This is a genomic window from Microbulbifer marinus (assembly GCF_900107725.1).
In the GTDB taxonomy this organism is placed as follows: Bacteria; Pseudomonadota; Gammaproteobacteria; order Pseudomonadales; family Cellvibrionaceae; genus Microbulbifer; species Microbulbifer marinus.
In genome coordinates, this window is sequence record NZ_FNQO01000001.1 from 1 (window position 1) to 22,924 (window position 22,924).

Consider the following 22,924-nt stretch of genomic DNA (forward strand, 5'->3'; position numbering starts at 1 on the left):
GCCAACCCAAGCCAGTTTGCCTGACGACAATAGAGTTGTGGAACCACCTGATCCCTTGCCGAACTCAGAAGTGAAACGCAACATCGCCGATGGTAGTGTGGGGTTTCCCCATGTGAGAGTAGGTCATCGTCAGGCTTCTATTCCAAAAGCCCTGATCGCTAACGCGGTCAGGGCTTTTTTCATTCCAGCCTGCCGATGACCTACCGCTGCGCGGTACGGTCATGGTGATTCGAGCCTACGGCTCTCCCCCTCCGGGCTGCCTGTGTCAGTCCAAACGGCGTAGCCGTTTGTCAGGCTGGAGCGCCAGCCCGGTTCAAATAAAAGAAAGGACCACTCAAATGGGTGGCCCCTTCTATTTTTTCTCTCCCGTGCCGTATCTTTAACTGCAAATGTCGATTCAGGACATTACTTTTCCTATTGAGTCTTGTTCATCTCATCCTTAGACAATGGGCCTATTTTTAAGAGGCCAGTTTGAGCATCCCCAATCGGTGTCCGGCAGCTCTTGCCTGTTATGACCTAAATTAACCGCCAACCGGCCGGTGGATACTAGGTCTCCGGAATCCTTCCAGCTAGACTGCCCTGAATAAAAATCCAACAGTAATGAGGTCTGGCTTGGCGGAGCTTGGGGAAATTTCCAGTCTGACACTGGCGCTACTGCTGTTGGTCTGTGTCGTCAGTGCATTTATCTCCGCCGTTACCGGCGGTGCCGGCGGTGTGCTGATGTTTGCGGCCCTGAACACGGCGATTCCGCTGCGTATGCTGGTGCCAATCCACGGTGCGGTGCAGCTGATGAACAATCTCGCGCGGATTTACTATGTGCGCGAATACATCCGCTGGGATTTGTGTGGCCCGTTTTTTGTTGGTTGTACCCTGGGTGCCACGGCCATGACCCTTGGCCTCGCCAGTATGAGTTGGCAGCAATTGCCGATGGCGCTACTGGTGCTGCTGATCTTTTACACTGTATTCAAGCCCAAGAGGTTGCCAGAAATTCGCCTGGCACCGCGTAGTTATTTCTGGGTCGGCCTGGCAACCGGTACGCTCGGCATTCTGGCCGGTGCTGTGGACCCTCTGCTGGCGGCTTTCTTTGTGCGAAAAGACCTGAGCCCCAAGGAAGTGGTTGCCAACAAGTCAGTGATGCAGGCCTGGTGCCACGCGCTGAAGATTCCTGCATTTATCTATCTTGGCTTCGCCTTTTCCGAGCACTTGGGGTTGATTTTGTTGCTGACACTGGCTGCGGTCATCGGCACCCGGGTCGGCGTGGCATTGTTGAACAAGCTGAACAACGAAGTGTTTTTCAAATTGATGCGGATAGCCCTGCTGATTGCCGGTCTGCGGCTTGTCTATCAGCTGGTTGTCGCACAGTAAGGTATATGAAATGGCTGACTACCAAATCCTGAATCCCTACAGCGGGGCCCTGATCGAGGAATATGATTTTGCCAGTCGTGAACAGGTCGAAAATTCGCTGGCACAGCTGGTGCAGGGCAGGGAGGTGCAGCAGGCTACACCGGCTTTTGAGCGCTCGAATGTTCTGTTGCGTCTTGCCCAGCTGTTACAGGAAAGAAAAGAGGAACTGGCCGCGCTGATAACCGAAGAGACCGGCAAGACGATCAGCGACAGCCGCGTGGAAATTGACCGTGCCTACAACACCGCCCTGGCGAGTGCGATGGAGGCGCGGGGGATCAGTGGGGAGGCGCTGGATTCCGATGCTTTCCCGCCGCAGCGGGAAAAGATTGGCGTGGTATTGTGGAAGCCGCTCGGCACGGTGCTGTGTATTACGCCGTTCAACTTTCCGATCAATATTGCGGTGCACAAGATAGGCCCGGCCTTCGCGGCCGGCAACACCATCTTGTTCAAGCCGGGCCCGCAAAACAAGCGATCGGCAGAATTGTTGGTGGAACTGTGTTACGCCGCAGGCATGGATTCATCGGTACTGCAGATGCTGATTCCTGACATAGACGCGACCAGCTTTGCGGTCGCACACCCGCAGGTGCACGCTGTCAACTTTACCGGGGGCACTGCGGCGGCCAACGCCATTGCGGCGCGGGCCGGCTACAAGAAGCTCTTGTTTGAGTTGGGGGGCAACGACCCGCTAATCGTAATGCCCGATGGCGATCTGGACGCCGCGGTCCACGCGGCGATCAATCAGCGCTTTGCGACCGCAGGCCAGCGCTGTACCGCAGCCAAGCGCTTGTTTGTGCACCGGGAAGTCTTCGATTCGTTTGCCGCAAAACTGGTGGCTGCGGCGGAAAAGCTGAAAGTCGGGAATCCGTCCGAGGACGATACCTTTGTCGGCCCGTTGATTCACGCTGCGGCAGCGGATGAGGTTGAGGAGCGCATCCACAGCGCCGTCGCCGGTGGTGCACGGGTGCTGCTGGGCAATCGGCGTGAAGGCAATATCATCTGGCCAACCATTCTCGATAATGTGCCCGACGAGGCCGCGCTGGTGGCCGAGGAGACTTTCGGCCCAGTCATGCCGTTGCGTGCCTTCGATACGGTCGACGAGCTGGTGAAGCTGGTCAACAACTCCCCGTTTGGCCTGCAGGCCGGTGTCTTCACTCAGAACTTGGCACTGGCCAAACAGCTGTTCAATCGGCTCGAAGTAGGCTTGTTGGCGGTCAACGATGGCCCTGGGTTTCGCGCCGAGCACTTCCCGTTCGGCGGGGTGAAAGAGAGCGGTGTCGGCCGGGAAGGGGTGCGCTACGCGATTCGGGAGATGAGCTACCAGAAGGCCCTGGTGATTTAGCACCCGCGAACGAAATGAGGTATTCCATCACAGATACGCGGCACATTCTTGTTCACAGCGGTGACCCTCGACTATACTCCGGCACAACTTGTCGGAGTGCCTGTGGGCTGAGATCGCTGTCGCGAGATCCGTTGAACCTGATCGGGGTAACCCCCGCGTAGGGAACAAGATCTGAAGTCGCCTGTGGACACCTCTAAAATCTACTACGCGTGCGCCTAGCGGCGTCCGCTCGCTACGATTTAAGAGGCGCCCACTCTCTATAGAAATTGTGCGACTTTTCTCTATTTTCCCGCCCTGGGCGCTGCGGCATCATTTTTCCGCAAGCTACAGGGATTAGCATGTCTGATATCACCGATCAGCCCAGCCGCACCGCGAAAGCACTCCGCACTTCCAGCCGTGACTCCGCCAAGTCGTTCCTCGACAACCTCACTGCACAGTCCTTTCCGAATTCCCGCAAGATCTATCTGCAGGGCGAGACACCGGACATACGTGTAGGGGTCCGGGAGATCTGTCTCGGCGACAGCGTTGTAGGTGGCGACGAAAACAATCCGCTGCTGGAGCCGAACGCGCCGCTGCGGATCTACGATACCGCCGGTCCCTATTCGGATCCCGACTACACGATCAATGTCCGCGAGGGACTGCCCAAGCTACGCCAGCCCTGGATCAACGCGCGCGGTGATACCGAGGAATTGACGTCCCGCCAGGCGGTTTACAGCCAGAAGCGTATGGCAGATCAGGGGCTGGATCATATCCGCTTCGAAAATCTGCCATCCCCACGCCGCGCCAGAGCGGGGCAGAACGTGTCGCAGATGCACTATGCGCGCCGCGGCATTATCACTCCGGAGATGGAATTTATTGCCATTCGCGAGAACATGGGGCGCGCGCGGCTCGTCGATGCGCTGACGGATTCTCACTATCAGAAGGCGCGCGACGGTATCTACATTCCGGAGCAGATCACACCGGAGTTCGTGCGTCGCGAAGTGGCCGAGGGCCGCGCGATCATCCCGGCCAATATCAATCACCCGGAGCTGGAGCCGATGATTATCGGCCGCAATTTCCTATGCAAGGTGAACGCCAATATCGGTAACTCGGCAGTGACCTCTTCCATCGAGGAGGAAGTGGAGAAGCTGGTCTGGTCCACCAAATGGGGCGCGGACACGGTGATGGACCTCTCTACAGGAGCGAATATTCACGAGACCCGCGAGTGGATTTTGCGTAATTCGCCGGTACCGATCGGCACCGTGCCCATTTACCAGGCGCTGGAGAAGGTAGATGGCATCGCCGAGGAACTCACCTGGGAGGTGTTCCGCGACACGCTGATCGAGCAGGCGGAGCAGGGAGTGGATTATTTCACCATTCACGCCGGGGTTTTGTTGCGCTATGTGCCGCTGACCGCGAAGCGGATGACCGGTATCGTCTCACGCGGCGGTTCCATCATGGCCAAGTGGTGCCTGGCGCATCATCGGGAGAATTTCCTCTACACCCACTTCGAGGAAATCTGCGAAATCATGAAAGCCTACGATGTGAGTTTCAGTCTCGGCGACGGGCTGCGTCCGGGATCCATTGCCGACGCCAACGATGAGGCGCAGTTCGGTGAGCTGCGCACCCTCGGCGAACTGACCGAGATCGCCTGGCAGCACGATGTGCAGACGATGATCGAAGGCCCCGGCCATGTGGCGATTCACAAGATCAAAGAGAACATGGACGAGCAGTTGCGACACTGTCACGGCGCGCCTTTCTACACGCTCGGGCCGTTGACCACGGATATTGCGCCCGGCTATGACCACATCACCTCCGGTATCGGCGCGGCGCTGATTGGCACCTATGGGTGTGCGATGCTTTGTTACGTGACGCCGAAGGAACATCTGGGCCTACCTAACAAGGAGGATGTCAAAGAAGGCCTGATGGCCTATAAGATCGCAGCACATGCGGCGGATCTGGCCAAGGGCCACCCGCGTGCACAGCAGCGTGATGATGCGCTGTCCAAAGCGCGTTTCGAGTTCCGCTGGGAAGACCAGTTCAATCTGGGCCTGGACCCCGAGCGCGCGCGCGCCTACCACGACGAAACCCTGCCCAAGGAATCCGGCAAAGTTGCGCATTTCTGCTCCATGTGTGGTCCAAAGTTCTGTTCCATGAAAATTACCCAGGACGTGCGCGCCTATTCGGCAGAGTTGGAGGCGGCGAAGCAGGAAGCGGAACAGGGCATGGAAGAGATGGCCATCAAGTTCAAGGACATGGGCAGTGAGATCTACCACAAGGGTTAAGGTCCCCGCCGGACAGTTCCACCGGCTGCCCGGTAGCATATTGCTCCCTCATGGATTCGTAGCGGAAAGTTAAGAAAAAGTGCCAGTGACTAGCGAAATAAAGCCAAGCGTCGCCATCGCCGGCGGCGGCCTGATTGGCCGCCTGCTGGCGTGGCGGCTGTCGTTGCAACAGTTTGATGTCACCCTGTACGAGGCAGGCGATCTGTCGACACCCGGCGGCGCCTGTTGGGCCGCTGCCGGTATGATCTCGCCACTGTCGGAGCTGGTGCACAGCGAAGCGGAAATCTATCGGTTGGGAGTGCAAAGCCTGGCCCTGTGGCCAAGTTGGGCGGAACAACTCGAGCAGCAGAGTGGCCGCCAAGTGCAATTTCGCCATGCGGGGAGTCTGCTGGTGGCGCATGCCCAGGACAAGAGCGAATTGTTGCAGTTCCAACGGGAGCTGCAGGGCAAGCTCAACGACGATATTTCGGCCCACGTTCAGGCGCTCGATGGCGAACAGCTGCGACAACTTGAGCCGGCGCTGGAAAATTTTGAGCAGGGCCTCTACCTGCGCGATGAAGGCGATATCAACAATCGCCGCTTGTTGCCGGTATTGCTCAGCGTCCTGCGTCAACAGGACGTTGCCCTCAGAGAGCGCACCCCCGTGTCCTGTAGCGGTTACCAGGTGGAACATCAGGAGGGCAGGGTGCGATTCGACTGCGTGATCGATTGTCGCGGCCTGGGTGCGCAACAGCAAATCCAGGGGCTGCGCGGTGTACGCGGCGAAGTGCTGGTGGTGCAGACCCGCGAGGTGGAGCTGCAGCGGCCGGTGCGCCTGCTGCACCCGCGCTACAAACTCTACGCGGTGCCGCGCCCCGACGGTCGCACCGTGATCGGGGCGACGGAAATAGAGAGCGAGGATATGTCGCCGATCTCGGTGCGCTCGACGATGGAACTCTCATCGGCCCTCTATTCGCTGCACCCGGCATTCGCCGAAGCGCGCATCGTGGAGACCCGCGTGCACTGTCGCCCGGCGACCATGGACAATATGCCCTATATCCACAGCGAGCCAGGTTTAGTACGCGTCAACGGCCTGCACCGGCACGGTTATCTGCTGGCGCCGGCGCTCGCGGAAAAGGTTGAAAAACTGGTGACCAAACAAGTTTTACAGGTGGCTTAATGCAGATCTTCGTCAACGGCCAGGCGCAGAGTGTCGAGTGCCCGAATGACCTCAAAAGTCTGCTACAGCAACTGGGTTACCGTGGTGAAACCTTCGCTGTAGCGCTGAATGGGGATTTTGTCCCGCGGGAAAACTATTTGCACATTGAGCTCAAGGACGGCGACGCCCTGGATGTGGTGGCGCCGGTGGTCGGTGGATGACAGCAAACGGTTAATAATGAACGAACAATTGAACCTTTACGGCAAGAATTTCAATAGCCGGTTGCTGGTCGGCACCGCTCTCTATCCATCCCCGGCGATTATGCGGGAGTCGGTCGAGGCATCCGGTGCAGAAATCATCACCCTCTCCCTGCGCCGCCAGAGTCCCGAACAACAGCAGGGCAAGATGATCTGGGACTATATCCGCGAGTCGGGCTGTCAGCTGCTGCCGAATACTGCCGGCTGCAGGACGCCGCGGGAAGTAATTGCGCTGGCAGAAATGTCGCGGGAAATTTTCCAGACCGACTGGCTCAAGCTGGAAGTGATCGGCGACGATTACAATCTGCAGCCGGACCCCTACGGGCTGATCGAGGCGGCGCGGGAGCTGGTCAAGCGCGGTTTCAAGGTGTTGCCCTATTGCACCGACGACCTGGTGGTGTGTCGCAGGCTGCTCGATGTCGGCTGTGAAGTGTTGATGCCCTGGGGCGCGCCCATTGGCACCGGTCAGGGACTGCTGAACAAATACAACCTGCAGACATTGCGCGAGCGCCTGCCGGATGTCCCGCTGATCATCGATGCCGGTATCGGAGCCCCTTCGCAGGCGGCGGAGGCAATGGAAATGGGCTTCGATGCCGTGCTGCTGAACACCGCCATTGCCAAAGCACAGAATCCGGTGGTGATGGCGCAGTCATTCAGGTTGGCCGTCGAGGCGGGGCGCAGTGCCCATGCCGCCGGTCTGATGGTGAAGCGCCAGACCGCCAGCCCCAGTACGCCGACGCTCGACATGCCTTTCTGGCAGCAATCCAGCTCCAAGGCTCTGCAGGACTAGATCATTGATGCAAGACGATTCTTCCAGCCGCAAGCCAATAGCCTGGTCGATCGCGGGCAGCGATTCCGGTGGTGGCGCGGGCATTCAGGCGGATCTGCTGACCTTTGCCGATCTCGGCTGTCACGGCTGTACCGCAATCACCGCCAATACCGCACAGAACACGATGGAAGTGGCAGCCATTAATGCGGTACCGGTGGGTGTACTCACTTCGCAACTGCAGGCACTGCAGCGGGATCTGTTCCCGGCCGCCATCAAGATTGGCCTGCTGGCCAACGCCGAACAGGTCGATACGGTAGCGGAATTCCTGCGTGCGCTGCGGCAGATCGAAAAGGTCCCCGTCGTGTACGACCCTGTCGCGGTGGCCTCCAGCGGTGCCGTGCTCACCGAGGGCAGTACTGCTGAGGCAGTGATCGAAAAGTTATTGCCGCTTTGCGACCTGGTAACGCCCAACCTGCACGAACTGGAATGGCTCGCCCGCGCCCCGGTGAACAGTGGCGGGCAGATTGCCGATGCGGCACAGCAGCTGTGTGGGGCCGGCTGTAACGCGGTGCTGGTCACCGGCGGGCACGCGGAACTGGCCGCGGGCGAGATCGCCGATTTTCTGTGGGATGGCTACAGGGGCGACTGGTTTGTCGGCCGAAAAGTGTCCAGTGCGAATAACCACGGTACTGGCTGCACCCTGTCGTCGGCAACTGCTGCCTGCCTGGCTCTGGGCTATCCGTTGCGCGATGCCTGCGTCGTGGCAAAAGCCTACGTGCAGCGTGGCCTGCGCCTCGGCAGTGATAGAATGGTGGGGGCCGGCGCAGGACCGGTAGGGCACCGCGGCTGGCCGACGGAGCTGGAGGATTTTCCCGAGATACTGTTGCCCGGCGAGAAACGGGCAGCTGCTTACGACTATTTGCCGACGGCAAGCGGCAGTTCTTTTGTGCAGGGTTTTGCCGCGCCCGACTCTGTCTCGCTGGGGCTCTATCCGGTGGTGGATTCGGTGGAGTGGTTGCAGAAGCTGGCCGAGTTGGGCGTGCGCACGCTACAGTTGCGTATCAAGAATCCCGGCAGCGACCTTCGCCAGCAGATAGCACGGGCCGTCACAGTCGGCGAGAAGTACGATCTGCGCCTGTTTATCAACGACTACTGGCAACTCGCGATAGAATGCGGCGCCTATGGTGTGCACCTGGGGCAGGAAGATCTGCAGTCCGCCGATCTGGATGCGATCAAAAATGCTGGCCTGAAGCTGGGCATCAGCACTCATGGCTTCTATGAGTTACTGCGCGCCTACCGCTACCGCCCCAGCTACCTGGCCATCGGTGCTATTTTTGCCACCGACACCAAAGACATGCGCGATCAGTTGCAGGGCACGGCAAAGCTAGCGCGAATGGCCGCGCTGCTGCCGGAATATCCGCTGGTTGCCATAGGCGGTATCAACCTGGAGCGTGCGCCGGCCGTGGCGGCCACCGGCGTGGGCAGTATTGCCGTAGTCAGTGCCATTACCAAGGCCGGCGACTGTGCAGCAGCCGTCGGCGAGTTTAAGCGAATACTGGAAAACTGATACATGCTGAGCCGTAAAGAACTACAGCGCTATAGTCGCCAGATCATGTTGCCCCAAGTCGGTGAGGAGGGGCAGGAAAAACTGGCGGCGGCGCGTGTGATGATCGTCGGCCTTGGCGGGCTTGGCAGTCCCGTCGCACTTTACCTGGCTGCGGCGGGCATTGGCGAACTGCATCTGGTAGATGGAGATCAGGTCGACATTTCCAATCTGCAACGGCAGATTCTCTATAAGACTAATCATCGCGACAAATCCAAGGCACAGGTGGCTGCGCAGCAACTGACCGCTGCCAACCCGGAGATCCGCGTCCACGCCCACCCGTGTATGGCGGAGGAGTCCTGGCTGCGGGACCAGGTGCCGGAAGTGGATCTCGTGCTCGACTGCACCGACAACCTGGAAATTCGCCATGCCATCAACCGCGTGTGCCGTGAGGTGCAGCGGCCGGTGGTCATGGCCTCCGTACTGGGATTTTCCGGGCAGTTGATCAGTTTCGATTTTTCCTCGCAGCAATCCCCCTGTTATGCCTGCCTGTTTCCGCCGGGGCAGCAGCGCGAAGTGCAGAACTGTTCCACCGCGGGCGTAATCGGCCCGGCACTGGGGGTTATTGGCAGTATGCAGGCGCTCGAGGGTATCAAGATATTGCTGGGGCTGCCTGTAGCTAGTCGCGGAAAATTACACTTGTTCGAGGCGGAGACCCTGGAGTTGCGGGCGCTGCAATTGCAGGGTAATAATGGCTGTCCGGTTTGTGGCCATGAATAATAAGAATGCAGGCAGCTAAAGCGATTTCAGTGCCGGCAGCGATGCTGGCAGCAGTATTAACGGCGGCGTGCTCGCCGAATGATCCGGCGCAACACACGGCGGCTGACACCAGCGCGGACGCGGTTGCCGATCCGCTGAGTGCGGAGGCAATCGAGCAGATTTACTGGCGCAGTTGTCACAGTTGTCACGGCGGCGGGGTCAACGGCGCTCCGCGCACCGGGGACAGCGCGGCCTGGGCGCCGCGATTGGCAAAGGGCATGGATACCCTGGTGGCTAACGCGATCAACGGCTATAAAGCGATGCCGCCGCGCGGTCTGTGCTTTGATTGTAGTGAAGCGCAGTTTGCCGGTTTGATTCGTTATATGGCAGCGGAGCAGCCAAAGCCCGAGTAAACAGGCAGCAGAATACTGGAGTCAGCCGATGCGCGCTTTTCCCCAGTGGTACCGTCTCGTTTTTTCCGTCTTCTTTCTATCTATTTTTCTACTGTCTTCTGCGGCCGGCGCTGTGGCGCAGCAGATTTCCCTGCCGGACAAACTGTCCCTAAACGAATGGAGAGTACCCTGGCAGGGACGGCCGCGGGATCCTCACGTGGACGGCAAGGGCGACGTGTGGTTTTGCGGTCAGGCCGGCAACTATATCGGCCGCTTTGCGCCGGTCAGCGGCATCTTCAAGCAGTTCTCGCTGCCGGCGGGCACGCACCCACACAATCTGATTGTCGACCGCAGAAACCGCGTCTGGTACGCGGGCAACCGCAATGCGCATATCGGTCGCCTGCATCCGACCAGTGGCGAGATCAAACAGTTTGCGCTGCCGGACGACGTGAAGGACCCGCATACGCTGGTGTTCAACAGCGTCGGCAATATCTGGTTCACCGCCCAGAACAGCAACCGTATCGGCCTGCTGGACATTAGCAGTGGCAGTGTGCGCGTGGCGGTGCCGGAAACACCCGACGCGCGCCCTTATGGCATCAAGATGGATGCCGAGGACCGCCCCTGGATAGCGCTATTCGGCACCAACAAGCTGGCCTGGGTGGATCCGCAGAGCATGGCGGTGACGGAAATAGCGCTACCGCGCGCCGACGCCCGCCCGCGCCGGCTGGAGATCGATGCTGCCGGCAATATATGGTATGTGGACTACCCCGGAGGTTATCTGGGGCGCTATGTGCCGGCGTCCGGAAAATTCACCGAGTGGAAGCTCCCCGGCGAGTCGCCGCGCCCCTACGGCACGGCGCTGGACGACAAGCGGCGGCTGTGGGTCGCGGACACCGGTATTATCCCCAATCGCATCATGGCTTTTGATCTGGCGCAGGAAAAGTTTGTCAGTGCGAGTGAGGTGCCGAGCGGTGGCAATATACGGCATATGTACTTCAACGACGAGGACGGCAGTTTCTGGTTCGGTGTCGATACGGGATTTCTGGCGCAGGGAATACCCGGGCAATAAACTGCCCGCTACCGCACGGGTGGCCTTTGCTATAGTCTTTTTCAATGTTTTCAATTTACTAAATAAATTTTAAATCCAGTGCAGTGAACTTATGGTGATTGGCAGGAAGTTATTCTGACTTCAGAAAATTTCGTAAAACAAAAGGATGAGGTTATCTATGAGCAAGATTGATATCGGTATCGGCGAGAAGGATCGAGAGAAAATTGCCGGTGGGCTCAAGCACCTGCTGGCAGACAGTTACACGCTGTACCTGCAGACTCATAATTTCCACTGGAATGTCACCGGCCCACTGTTTCGCGAGCTGCACCTGATGTTTGAAGAGCAGTACATGGAGCTGGCAGAGGCGGTGGACGATATCGCCGAACGGATTCGCACCCTGGGGGTTCCCGCGCCCGGTACCTATCAGGCGTTTGCTCAGCTCAGCTCCATCAAGGAAGTGGTCGAGATTCCACCCGCGGAAGATATGGTGGAGATACTGACGCGCGGTCACGAGCAGGTAGTCAAGACCTGCCGCGATGTACTCAAGGCGGCTCAGGAAGGGGACGATGAGTCCACCGTGGCGCTGGTGTCCGACCGCATGCGGGTCCACGAAAAAACCGCTTGGATGCTGCGGGCGACCTCCCGCTAACCCTTTCGGGCCAGCCACACTTGAGCGGCCCGCGTGAGTGGCGCCATAGCGGCGCCGCTCACCCGCAATCCCCCCGCCCGTATACAGCACTTGTTTCGACACTGTGGCGCTTATATTCTACTGCCTTCACCTGCCTCCAGTGCAGTCAAGCAGTAGTACATAATAAGAATTCCCATGTCCCACAACATCATTATCGGCGGCGGCCACAACGGCCTGGTCTGCGCCTGTTACCTGGCCCGCGCTGGCAAACAAGTCACAGTTCTGGAGCGGCGTTCGATTGTCGGCGGTGCTGCGGTCACCGAAGAGTTCCACCCCGGCTTCCGCAACTCGGTGGCCAGCTACACCGTCAGCCTGCTGAATCCGAAAATCATCGACGACCTGAATCTGCGCGATCACGGCCTGCGGGTGAAACTGCGTCCGCAATCGAATTTTTTCCCGCTCTCCGACAGCGAGAGCCTTTCATTCCACCGCGACTTTGCCGCAACACAGGCGGAAATCGCCCGCTTTTCCACGACGGACGCCGCCGCATTGCCGGAATTCTACGCAATGCTGGAAGATGTGGCGGATATATTGCGCGGAGAGTTGCTGCGTACACCGCCCAATGTCGGTGGCGGGCTGGCCGACCTGATTCGCGCCGGCAGCTTCGGTCTGCGCGCGAAAAAGCTGACGATGAGCCAGCGGCGCGACGCGCTGGACCTGTTCACCAAGAGTGCCACCGACGTGCTGGACGCCTGGTTTGAAAACGACCATGTGAAAGCCGCGTTTGCGTTCGATTCCATTGTCGGTAATTACGGTGCACCGAGTACGCCGGGCTCTGCCTACGTTTTGCTGCACCATGTGTTTGGCGAGGTGAACGGTGAGAAGGGTGCCTGGGGGCACGCGATCGGCGGCATGGGCGCCATCACCCAGGCCATGCTGAAGGAGGCCGAACGGCTGGGGGTGGATGTACGCACCGATGCCGAGGTGGAGGAAGTGCTGGTCGAGAACGGGCGGGCCGTCGGCGTTCGCCTGGCAGATGGTGAGCGCCTCAGCGGCGACAAGGTGATTTCCAACGTCGGTCCCAAGCTACTATACACCAAGCTGGTCGCTGCACAGCACCTGAGCGACGAGTTCCAGCGTCGCGTGCGCGGCTACAAAGTGGGGTCCGGTACCTTCCGCATGAATGTGGCGCTGTCCGAGCTGCCGGATTTCACCTGCCGCCCGGGCACGGAGCTGCAGCGACACCACCAGTCGGGAATCGTGATCGGCCCGACGATGGACTACCTGGAACAGGCCTATCTGGATGCCAAGCAGTTCGGCTGGTCGCGGCAGCCCATCGTGGAGATTCTGATTCCATCCACCGTCGACGATTCACTGGCGCCGGCCGGACAGCATGTGGCGAGCCTGTTCTGCCAGCAGTTTGCGCCGCAGTTGCCCGATGGTGCCAGCTGGGATGAACACCGCGAAGCGGCGGCAGATGCGATCATCGACACGGTCACGCGCTATGCGCCCAATTTCAAAGATGCGGTGATTGCCCGGCAGATTCACTCGCCGCTGGACCTGGAGCGGAAGTTCGGGCTGATGGGCGGCGATATCTTTCACGGCGCCCTGGGGCTGGACCAGCTCTGGAGCAATCGACCCTTCATGGGCCACGCCGACTACCGCACCCCCGTCGCAGGGCTCTATATCTGCGGCTCTGGCACCCATCCCGGCGGTGGCGTTACCGGTGTGCCCGGGCACAACGCCGCGCGGGAAATTCTCAAGGACCGCTGACGGGCGAGAGGCTCAGGATTCCAGGGCATCCGGAGCCATCAGGGCGAGAAATGCCCGGGCGGGCGCGGACAGTCCGCCCCGGCCTTTCACCAGCGCCCCCACATCCTGCGCCACCACCGGCGTTGTCAGCGGCAGGCACCTGAGCCCCTGGTCGCGCATCTGCGGCTCACACAGGCTGGGCACCGCGCTGACCCCCAGTCCCACCTTTACCAGCTGGCCGATGGTGCTGAGCTGATTCGCCTCGCACAGCTTGCGCACGGGTTTACTGCACTGGGCGAAGGCCTTGTCGGTCCAGCGGCGCACTGCCGATCCGCGGTTCATGGAAATAAAGGGCTCTGCGGCCAGGTCGCTCCAGCGCAGGGATTTCCTCTGCGCCAGCGGGTGATCCGGCGCTACCACGGCAACAAAGCGGTCCCGGTCGAACGGCAGGAAATCGAGTCCGGCGAGGTCGTCCGGGCGGAAGCTGATGCCCAGCTCCGCGCGCCCATCCTGGACCGCCTGCATGACCCTCTCCATGACGATATCTTCCAGCGCGATATTGATTTCCGGGTGTGCACGGTGGAATTCCGCCAGCAGGACCGGCAGGCGATTGAGGGCAAAGGCCGGAATTACCGCCAGCGACAGCTGCCCGCGCTGCAGCCGGAAGCGCTGCTGTATCGCGTCGAGGGACTGGTCCCAGCTGTGCAGTAGTTGTTCGGCGCGGGCGAGAAACTCGCGCCCCTCCGGGGTCAGAACCAGCTGGCGGCCGTCGCGGCTGAACAGCGGGCCGCCGGCAGCGGTCTCCAGGTTGCGGATCGCCACGGATAGCGCCGGTTGGGAGATATGCAGCTGGGCGCTGGCCTCCGCGAGGCTGCGTGTGCGCGCTACGGCAACGAAGGCGCGGAATTGTTTGATAGTGGCGCTCAATGGGGCTCCGCTAAGTTGTCGGGCGTTCAGTATCCGACTTCGTCGGAGATGCTTATATTAACTAAAATTTAATAAATATAAGAAAGTTTAAAATAGTTTAAAGTGTCCGACCAAGGCATTATTGCCCAGATCGCGCTTACGCGAATAATGGTCAACCATTGAGAACAATAACCATCGAGTACCAGCCAAGTACAAGGTCAGCCGAGATGAGCAATAACAACGCCCAGCCCCTGTGGCAGCCCACCCCCGAGGCCATCGCCGCCACCCAGATGGACCAGTTCCGCCGCCGGGTCAACGACCGGCACCAGCTGAATCTGGCGGACTACGCCGAGCTTTATCAGTGGTCCGTGGATCAGCGCGAGCAATTCTGGAGCGATCTGTGGGATTACGCCGAGGTGATCGCCAGTGAGCGCGGTGAACAGGTTCTGGGCAAGGACACCATGCCGGGCGCCGAGTGGTTCCCGGGCGCGCGCCTGAACTTTGCCGAAAACCTGCTGCGCTACCGCGACGACAAGGTCGCGCTGGTGGAGCGCCTGGAGAACGGCAGTCGTCGCCAGCTCAGCTATGCCGAACTCTACGCCCGGGTTGAGCGTGTCGCCGCGGCACTCGTTGCCGAAGGCGTGGAGCAGGGCGACCGCGTCGCCGGCTTTATGCCCAATATCATCGACACGGTGGTGGCCATGCTGGCGACCACCAGCATCGGTGCCATCTGGACTTCCTGCTCGCCGGATTTCGGTATCAACGGTGTGTTTGACCGCTTCGGCCAGGTGCAGCCCAAGGTGCTGTTCGCCTGCGAGGGCTATTTCTACAACGGCAAGACCATCGACTCGCTGCCGCGCCTGCAGGAGATTGTCGCGCGTATCGAGTCCATCGAAAAAATGGTGGTGGTACCGGTGGCGCGCTCGGCGGAAGACACCCGGGCGGCCATTGCCTCGCTGGACAAGGCGGTGACCCTCGATGACTTCGTGCGCACGGCTCCTGAGCGGGCGCTCAGCTTTGCCCAGACGGAATTCAACCATCCCCTCTACATCATGTATTCGTCCGGCACGACCGGTGTGCCCAAGTGCATAGTGCACGGCGTCGGCGGCACGCTGCTGCAGCACCTGAAAGAGCACCGGCTGCACTGCGACCTGAAACGGGACGACACACTGTTCTATTTCACCACCTGCGGCTGGATGATGTGGAACTGGCTGGTGAGTGGCCTTGCCTGCGGCGCCACCCTGGTACTGTTCGACGGCTCACCGTTTTATCCGGCGGCGGAGAGCCTGTGGGATATGGCCGACGAAGAGGGCATCAGCGTATTCGGCACCAGCGCCAAATATATCGCCGCGCTGGAAAAGTCCGGGCGCAAGCCGCGCGAGAGCCACAAGCTGGAGAAGCTCCGCGCGGTGCTGTCCACCGGTTCCCCGCTCGCGCACGAGGGCTTCCGCTACGTGTATCGGGATATTAAGGAAGACGTCTGCCTGTCATCGATATCCGGCGGTACCGATATCGTCTCCTGCTTCGCGCTGGGTAACCCGACCTTACCGGTGTACGCCGGCGAGCTGCAGTGTCGCGGCCTGGGCATGGCTGTGGAGGTGTGGAACGACGATGGCCAGGCGGTAGTCGGTGAAAAAGGCGAACTGGTGTGCGCCAAGTCATTCCCCTGCATGCCGATCGGCTTCTGGAACGATGACGACGGCGCCAAATACCGCGGCGCCTATTTCGAAAACTGGCCCGGGGTCTGGGCGCACGGCGACTATGCGGAGGTGACCGAGCACGGCGGCGTGATCATCTACGGTCGCTCGGATGCGGTGCTGAATCCCGGCGGCGTGCGCATCGGCACTGCCGAGATCTACCGCCAGGTCGAGAAAGTGGAAGAGGTGCTGGACAGTATCTGTATTGGGCAGGATTGGCGCGACGATGTGCGGGTGGTGCTGTTCGTGGTATTGCGCGAGGGGGTGGAGCTGGACGACGCCCTGATACAGAAGATCCGCGCCACCATCCGTGCCAATACGACGCCGCGCCATGTGCCGGCCAAGGTGATCCAGGTGGCGGATATTCCCCGTACGATCAGCGGCAAAATTGTCGAACTGGCGGTGCGCAATGTGGTGCACGGCAAGCCGGTGAAGAACCAGGAGGCGCTGGCCAACCCGGAAGCGCTCAAACTCTACGAAAACCTGCCGGAACTGGCGGAGGACTGACCTTAGCGGACATCCTTACGCCTGCCGGCAATCCTCCCGGGCGAACTTCCGTTTCGCCCGGGTACCTCCCCTGAACATCCAAACGCCATTTAGTTGACGGTCAATCTGCGCTACCCTTTCCAGTCACAAGCTTTAATAATTGTCACGGAAGAGCACGCATGGTTACTTACCTCTACTGGGCGGCAGTGATCGCCCTGGTCGTTTTATCCCTCTTTGTTGGCAGCCGCCTCGGCAGTCTCAAGCTGGGCGCCATTGCCGCCGCCATTTTCTTCGTGACCGGCTGGCTGGCTTACTACTTCCACTACGAACAGGTGTTCGTAAAGCGCTTCGGCGGCGTTATGCGCATTTCGGTGCCGGATGGCCATCGCCATATCGGCGCCACCTGGAAGGAGGACAACCTGTGGATCGAGAATTACGATCCGCAGACCAACCAATGTATTTTCACCGAGTACTCCAAGGGCAATTTGCTGGAGGGCCGGGTGATTATTCGCGACTGTAACCCACTGCAGGGGCAGTCGGCTCCACGCCCTTAGGCCTCCATCTGGCAACTTATATCAAAAGAAGGGATCGGAGTTGGTGCCCGGTCCCCTAAGGCTGGGCACCAGTCGCTGACAACGGATAACTCCTTTGCGCATTTTCATCGGTATCCTGCTGGCCGCCTTGTTACTGTCGCCATTACCCAGGGCACAGGCCATTCCTTTTTTTGATCAGCTGCCCGACTTCAAGGTGCGGGTTGAGGACGACCGCCAGCTGCAGGACTGGCTGCGCGAGCAGATGAAGGAACAACGGAAGGGCAGCAGCGTACTGAAAAGCTACGATGATCCGCGCGATGTCGCCCGCTACGAGCGCGGTACGCTGGAGAAACTGTTGCGCTCGCGCGGTTACTACGACGCCAGCGTGCGCCAGACTGTGACCGATGACGAGATTCTCTATCGCGTCAGTCCCGGCCCCCAATACCATATCAAGAGCATTTTTCTCGACATGCCGGAGTACCTGCGCCAGGGGTTTAGCGGCCTACCGTTGCGTGTCGGGGACCCCCTGATCGCAAGTAAGGTGCTCGATGGCGTGAAGGTGATTGAGAAATACCTGAACGAGAACGCCTGCCTGCTAAATGTCGATGTCAGCTATGAGGCGACGGCGATTCACAGCGAAGCCGCTGCGCGGCTGGAATACCGAGTAGCGCCCAGCCCGGAAGTCAATGTCGGCGAAGTGCGTATGGAGGGACTCACCACTATTGAGGCGGACTACCTGCAGGACAAGCTGAAGATAAACACCGGTGATTGCTTCAGTCGCGAGAAAATAGATGCTGCGCGACTGCGGCTGCTGCGCACCAACCTGATTGCCAGCGCCAACAGCGAAGTGTCGGAGCCGTATCAGGGGTTGGTCGATATTACTTTCGTGGTACAGGAACGCAGCCACCGCACCGTGAAGCTGGGGGTAGGGTACACCTCCGACCAGGGCGCCGGTGTCTCCGCTGGCTGGGAGCACCGCAATGTCTTCCATCGCGGCGAGAAAGTCGAAGTCGAAAGCAAGGTGAACCCGGCGCTGCAATCGCTCAAAGGCAAATTGCTCATACCGCGCTTCCTGAGTGCCAAGCAGAGCTTATCCGGGAGTGTCGAACTGGCCAACGAAGACCGCGATTCCTACCGCGCTAAGTCCCTGAAACTGGGAGCTACCGTTCAGCGCGAATTGAGCCGCAATCGGACGGCCAGTGCCGGTGTCGAACTGAAGTTCAGCCGCGTCGACGAGGAAGTGGATGTCTTGCAGGATGAGAACAAGAACAAGAACTTCAACCTGCTGGCTTTCCCGCTGGGCCTGAAATGGGATACCACGGACAATCCACTCGACGCGCGGCGCGGGGCGACGATAGCGCTGGAGGTAAAACCCTACGTCGACCTGAAAAATTCCAATACCTCGTTTGTCAGGAACACCCTGGTACTGACCGGATACAAGACGGCCAGCCAGATGCGTTACGAGCCCACCGTGGCGCTGCGCGTCAAGGCAGGTGCCATCTCCGGCGTGCCCAATCTGGAATTGCCGGCAGACGAGCGCTTTTACGCCGGTGGTGGCGGCTCGGTGCGCGGCTACGGCTATCAGGAGCTGGGACCGCGGGTGCTGGTGCCGCCGACGGAGCCGGGTGAGGCGCCGACCCTGTCCGACTCGATCGGTGGACGCGGGCTCGGTGAAATATCGCTGGAGGGCCGCTTTCGTTTCACCGACACCTGGGGCGGTGTGTTGTTTGTCGATGGCGGCAACGCCTATGTAGACCCCCGGCCGAAATTCTCCGATCTCTTTTGGGGCGCCGGGATCGGCGTGCGCTATTTCACTTCCTTTGCGCCCCTGCGCCTGGATATCGCTGTTCCGCTCGACAAGCGGGAGGGTATCGACAGCAACTACCAGATCTACGTCAGTCTGGGGCAGGCCTTCTGATGAAAGCATTGGCCGATCTCGCCGCTGGATATGTGCGCGCGCTGGGTGTCGTGCTGAAGAGCCTGTGGCATTCATTGAGTGGGCGCGGATCTCTGCTGTTCAGTCTGTTTCTCGTCATCCTGCTGGCGCTGTTATATCTGCTCGGCACCGAGCAGGGGCGGATAAACCTGACCCGTGGTGCGATTTACGGTGCAGAGCGGTTTGTGCCGGATCTGGCGATTCAGGCAGAGGGTATCGGCAGCGAGCATCTGGGAGCCTGGTATTTTTCCCACCTGAAAATCGATTACGGAGCCAGCACCCTGGCGCAGGGTCGCGACTTCGCCGTCGATGTCGACCTCGGGGCCCTGCTGGGCAACCGCATCGATATCGAGACGATTAATGCTGCGGAGCTGATCGTCAGTATCGACGTGCTGAACGAAATGATCGAAGCCCAGGCCCAGGCGGCAGCGGACGCCGCGGACAAGCCGCAGGAACCCCTGTCGATGCCGCAAACGCGGCTCGGCTCCCTGCGCGTCGATCGCCTGCAAGTCGTCGACAAGCGCGTACCGGACTTGCCCATTGTGGCGGTGACGTCGAACGTCCGCTATCTGTGGCCCGGTGAGGCGGCACAGTTATTTCTGGAAATCCGCGAACTCGATGGTGCGGGACTGCACCTGCGGCTCGACGGCAATGAGGTGGACAGCGGCCGCTTCGTGCTGGAACTCTCCGCCAGTGAAAAAGCGGCGGGCTTCGCCGGAAACTACCTGCAGCTGCCCGAGGGACAGGCGCTGGATGCGCGTGGCAAGATTTCTCTGCAGCAGCCGGAGGACAACCGGTTACTGGTGGATATCGAGAGTCTTTCCCTGCCGTTGGTACAGCATCAATTTTCACTCTCCGGGCGCGCCACCGTCACACTGTCACCCTGGCAGGTGGTCACGGACGGACTGGTGCTCGAAGTGGATGACAGCCGTCATCAGATCTCCGGGTCGGTCAGCGCCGACGAGGTCGATGCGGAAATCGACTTCAACCGGCTGCCGGTTGCCATTTCCCAGCCCTGGCAGGACTTCCTCGTCGGCGGCTGGCTCAGTGCCGACCTGAGCGTGCGCGGCCCGCTGTCGTTGCCTTCGGTGTCGGGCATTGTCGATCTCAACAGCACCTATCGCGAGCGGCCGCTGCGCTTGCAGGGCCGCGTGCAGACCCGCGACCAGGTGATACAGATAGAGTCCGCCAGTCTCGACTACGCAGACAGCCGCCTGGATGCCGAGGGCAGTGTCGATATCGGCGGCGAGGCGATCGATCTGCATGGCGAAATACAACACATGTCCGTCGATGATATCCGCAGTCTGCTCAAGGCCCTGCCCGGTACCGGCGATGTCGAGATACCGGAAGACCTGCAGGGGACCGTAGACAGGCTCCAGGTTGTCGCCAAGGGGCCGTGGAACAATCCCGGGTTGAACGCGACCCTGCAAGCCAGTCCCAGCTACCGGCAGCTGGATGCCAGCCTGAATGCCGCCGTCAAAGGAAATCTGAAAAACCTGACCATTTCCGAATTCCGGCTGCACAGCGAGCGCCTCAGTGTCAGCGGTGTCGGCGCGGTGGCCATTGCGAAGGAATCGCTGGATCTGCAACTGGACGTCGACGCTCAGGACTTCCGCCCAGCGCGGGAACTGGGGGTGGCCGCTGCCGAGGGCGTGGTTGTGGATCTGCAGGCGGCGGTGGGTGTCAGTGGCCCCTGGGCGAATCCGCTGCTGGATGCGCAGATTCAATCCGGTGGCAGCTATCGCGACCAGCACTTCACCCTGCGCGGTGGCGCCGCCGGCAATCTGGACAAGATCACCCTCGATCAACTGCGCCTGGAACTGTCGGCCGACAAGGGTCCCGGCCAGTTCGATCTGCAGCAGTTGCGTGGCCCCCAGTCGTTGATTCCGCGAAAGGATACCCGCGACGGCAAGCCGCGGCCGCAGCAGAATGGCAGCCGCGCGGCGGAACTGGCCGAGGAAGCCCGGCGCCTCGCTCGCCGCGGCGGCGCCTGGCTCGAAGTCGACGGCATAATAGAGCCGAAGGCAGGCAGGGCTCAGGGCAAGGTGGCCGGACGCAATATTCCGCTGTCGCTGGCAGAAATGGCCGGCGTGCAGTTGCCGCCGACGCTGGAGGGGGAAATCAGTATTGACGGGGAATTCTCCGGGCCCTTTGCCAGTCCCCGGGCGAAGGCAAACCTGTTGGCTGTGGGCAATTTCCGCGGCGAGCCCTGGCAACTGATGGGCGATGTCGGTTATGGCGGTGGCCGAGTGGATCTGGCCGGCGTGGAGTTGGTGTGGGCGGAGCGCAACCAGTTGTCGGCCCACGGCAGCCTGAATCCACAGCAACTCGACCTGGAAATACGCGGCCGGGCCAGGCTGGCGGATCTCGATATCGGTTTGCCGGCGGATATTGCCGAGCGCGGGGAGATCACGCTGCGCGCCACGGCGGCGGGAAGTCCGGAACGGCCGCAGCTGGAGGGCGAACTGAAAATTACCAGCGAGGCGCCGGGACTCGCGCGCCAGCGGGTTGAAATCAAGCCCCTCAGCCTGGTGCTGGACTGGCACACCCAGCAACGGGACCTGCAAATTTCCCTGGCCGCCCATCACGGCGCACGCCAGGCCGTCGATGCCAGTGCAATCCTGGCGATAGCGCCGATCCTGGAGCAACTGTTTGCCGAGCGCGCCGAGGGCGAACAGGTACCGCCATTACCGCTACAGCTGCGCAGCCGCGGCAGCGCCGACCTGGCAGTGGTCGCGGAATTTGTCGATCCGGAAATCCACGCCATGCGCGGCCAGCTGAATTTTGCCGTCGATGCTGACGGCACGCTGGCAAAGCCGGTGTTCGATGGCCGTATCGAATTGCAGGGTGGTAGCTACGAGCACCGGCCGAGCAACACCCGTCTGCGCCGTATCGACTTCCTGGCGCGCCTTACCCCGTCGGAGTGGCGTATTGAACGCGCGCGCGCGGACGACGGTGAGCGTGGCACGCTCAATCTCAGCGGCGCGGTTCGGTTTGCCCCGCAGGCGCCGCCGTCGTTGAACTTCGAATTACGCGTCGACAAGGCCCACCTGCTCAGCACCCCGGCGGTGCGCGGTGCCATCTCCGGCGCCATTGCCCTGACCGGAACCACCGAGGACGCAAAGCTGGCCGGCAAGCTGACGCTGCGGCCGCTGGCCGTGCAGATAGAGCAGCTGTTCGGCAGCAGCGTGCCAGAAATAGAAGTGACCGAGGTGGATGTGGACGGTCCGCAGGTTGAGCGGGCGCCGCCACTACTGCAAAAGATGGCCCTGGATGTCGAAGTGGTGCTGGACAAACAGTCCTACGTGCGCGGACTCGGGCTCAACTCCCAGCTGCGCGGCCAGGTGGATATCGGTGGCACCGCGGCCAAACCCGATGCTTCCGGCAAGCTGCGCATCATTCGCGGTAGCTTCGACCTGCTCGGCAAGAAATTCGAACTGCAGGAAGGCGAAGTGCAATTCGAGAACAACAAGGCTGCCATTTACGTCAAGGGATTGCACGAGTACAGCGAAGGCGAGATTACCGCGGAAATATCCGGCACCACCGACGATCTGGACGTCACCTTCAGTTCGTCGCCGGCGGCGGCCCAGGACGAAATTTTCGCCCAGCTGCTGTTCGGCAAGTCGCTGTCGGACATTTCACCGTTACAGGCGGTGCGTATGGTCAGTGTGGTCAGGAGCCTGCAGGGCGGCGGTTCGGCGTTCGATCCCGTGGCCAAGACCCGGGAGCTTCTCGGTGTCGACACGCTGGATATCGAGACGGAAGAGTCGGACGAAGGCGACAGGTATGCCCTCAGCCTGGGTAAATACATTACCAATCGTATCTACATCGAGTTACAGCGCAGCACGGATCCGCTCAATCCCTGGCAGGCGGAAATGCAGATAGAGCTGCGCCGCAACCTGAACCTGCAAATCAAGTCTGCCCAAGAAGGCGAAAGCGGCGCCGGCAGTGTGGAGCTGCAGTGGAAGAAAGACTATTAATAGAGAACCTTGATTCCACCTTGCGCATTCACGCTGGAGCGCCGGCCGCGACGAGACCGGCGCCCAGGCCATATTTGACTGTTGAGCAGAAAC

17 protein-coding genes, 1 rRNA gene and 1 riboswitch are annotated in these 22,924 nt (G+C 60.5%); of the genes, 17 read left to right on the forward strand and 1 reads right to left on the reverse strand.

Going from position 1 to position 22,924, the window contains the following annotated elements:
• The first annotated feature begins 19 nt into the window (after positions 1 to 19).
• The 13 genes from rrf to BLW36_RS00065 all read left to right on the forward strand — a co-directional run bounded on the left by rrf (position 20) and on the right by BLW36_RS00065 (position 13,314).
• A 5S ribosomal RNA gene (gene rrf, locus BLW36_RS00005) occupies positions 20 to 135 on the forward strand.
• Positions 136 to 612: 477 nt separating this feature from the next.
• Positions 613 to 1,365 carry a sulfite exporter TauE/SafE family protein gene (locus tag BLW36_RS00010; RefSeq protein WP_170833066.1) on the forward strand — a complete coding sequence of 251 codons (753 nt, stop codon included), beginning with the start codon at positions 613 to 615 and terminating at the stop codon, positions 1,363 to 1,365.
• Positions 1,366 to 1,375: 10 nt separating this feature from the next.
• The gene (gene safD / locus BLW36_RS00015; RefSeq protein ID WP_091383736.1) at positions 1,376 to 2,743 is read left to right on the forward strand and encodes a sulfoacetaldehyde dehydrogenase SafD; all 1,368 of its coding nucleotides are present in this window, start codon (positions 1,376 to 1,378) and stop codon (positions 2,741 to 2,743) included.
• Between the two features lie 82 nt (positions 2,744 to 2,825).
• A riboswitch (TPP riboswitch) is annotated at positions 2,826 to 2,924 on the forward strand.
• Positions 2,925 to 3,081: 157 nt separating this feature from the next.
• Complete coding sequence (gene thiC, locus BLW36_RS00020) at positions 3,082 to 5,007, forward strand: phosphomethylpyrimidine synthase ThiC (protein ID WP_091383738.1); 1,926 nt, start codon at positions 3,082 to 3,084, stop codon at positions 5,005 to 5,007.
• Between the two features lie 85 nt (positions 5,008 to 5,092).
• The gene (gene thiO, locus BLW36_RS00025; RefSeq protein WP_091383740.1) at positions 5,093 to 6,166 is read left to right on the forward strand and encodes a glycine oxidase ThiO; all 1,074 of its coding nucleotides are present in this window, start codon (positions 5,093 to 5,095) and stop codon (positions 6,164 to 6,166) included.
• Complete coding sequence (gene thiS / locus BLW36_RS00030; RefSeq protein WP_091383741.1) at positions 6,166 to 6,366, forward strand: sulfur carrier protein ThiS; 201 nt, start codon at positions 6,166 to 6,168, stop codon at positions 6,364 to 6,366. Before thiO ends, thiS begins: the two co-directional genes overlap by 1 nt.
• 16 nt (positions 6,367 to 6,382) lie before the next feature.
• Positions 6,383 to 7,192 (forward strand): thiazole synthase, encoded by an 810-nt coding sequence (locus BLW36_RS00035; protein WP_091383742.1) that lies wholly within the window; start codon positions 6,383 to 6,385, stop codon positions 7,190 to 7,192.
• Positions 7,193 to 7,199: 7 nt separating this feature from the next.
• The gene (gene thiE, locus BLW36_RS00040; protein WP_091383743.1) at positions 7,200 to 8,738 is read left to right on the forward strand and encodes a thiamine phosphate synthase; all 1,539 of its coding nucleotides are present in this window, start codon (positions 7,200 to 7,202) and stop codon (positions 8,736 to 8,738) included.
• A gap of 3 nt (positions 8,739 to 8,741) precedes the next feature.
• A complete protein-coding gene (locus tag BLW36_RS00045) occupies positions 8,742 to 9,494 on the forward strand; it encodes a HesA/MoeB/ThiF family protein (RefSeq protein WP_091383744.1) in 753 nt (250 codons plus the stop codon).
• 5 nt (positions 9,495 to 9,499) lie between these two features.
• Positions 9,500 to 9,886, forward strand: coding sequence for a c-type cytochrome (locus BLW36_RS00050; RefSeq protein ID WP_211567107.1), 387 nt, complete (start codon positions 9,500 to 9,502; stop codon positions 9,884 to 9,886).
• A 28-nt stretch (positions 9,887 to 9,914) separates the two neighbouring features.
• The gene (locus tag BLW36_RS00055; protein WP_091383746.1) at positions 9,915 to 10,934 is read left to right on the forward strand and encodes a Vgb family protein; all 1,020 of its coding nucleotides are present in this window, start codon (positions 9,915 to 9,917) and stop codon (positions 10,932 to 10,934) included.
• A 157-nt stretch (positions 10,935 to 11,091) separates the two neighbouring features.
• Complete coding sequence (locus BLW36_RS00060; RefSeq protein WP_091383747.1) at positions 11,092 to 11,562, forward strand: Dps family protein; 471 nt, start codon at positions 11,092 to 11,094, stop codon at positions 11,560 to 11,562.
• 174 nt (positions 11,563 to 11,736) lie between these two features.
• A complete protein-coding gene (locus BLW36_RS00065) occupies positions 11,737 to 13,314 on the forward strand; it encodes a phytoene desaturase family protein (RefSeq protein ID WP_170833067.1) in 1,578 nt (525 codons plus the stop codon).
• 12 nt (positions 13,315 to 13,326) lie between these two features.
• Here BLW36_RS00065 and BLW36_RS00070 read toward each other — a convergent pair whose 3' ends face one another.
• The gene (locus tag BLW36_RS00070; RefSeq protein WP_091383749.1) at positions 13,327 to 14,220 is read right to left on the reverse strand and encodes a LysR family transcriptional regulator; all 894 of its coding nucleotides are present in this window, start codon (positions 14,218 to 14,220) and stop codon (positions 13,327 to 13,329) included.
• A 206-nt stretch (positions 14,221 to 14,426) separates the two neighbouring features.
• Here BLW36_RS00070 and BLW36_RS00075 point away from each other — a divergent pair, with 206 nt between their 5' ends.
• From BLW36_RS00075 to BLW36_RS00090, 4 genes are all read left to right on the forward strand, one after another.
• Positions 14,427 to 16,403 carry an acetoacetate--CoA ligase gene (locus BLW36_RS00075; protein ID WP_091383750.1) on the forward strand — a complete coding sequence of 659 codons (1,977 nt, stop codon included), beginning with the start codon at positions 14,427 to 14,429 and terminating at the stop codon, positions 16,401 to 16,403.
• A gap of 158 nt (positions 16,404 to 16,561) precedes the next feature.
• Positions 16,562 to 16,936: a hypothetical protein gene (locus tag BLW36_RS00080; RefSeq protein WP_091383751.1), complete on the forward strand. Its 375-nt coding sequence runs from the start codon at positions 16,562 to 16,564 to the stop codon at positions 16,934 to 16,936.
• Positions 16,937 to 17,030: 94 nt separating this feature from the next.
• Positions 17,031 to 18,833 carry an autotransporter assembly complex protein TamA gene (locus tag BLW36_RS00085; RefSeq protein WP_091383752.1) on the forward strand — a complete coding sequence of 601 codons (1,803 nt, stop codon included), beginning with the start codon at positions 17,031 to 17,033 and terminating at the stop codon, positions 18,831 to 18,833.
• Positions 18,833 to 22,831: a translocation/assembly module TamB domain-containing protein gene (locus BLW36_RS00090; protein ID WP_091383753.1), complete on the forward strand. Its 3,999-nt coding sequence runs from the start codon at positions 18,833 to 18,835 to the stop codon at positions 22,829 to 22,831. Before BLW36_RS00085 ends, BLW36_RS00090 begins: the two co-directional genes overlap by 1 nt.
• Positions 22,832 to 22,924: the final 93 nt, after the last annotated feature.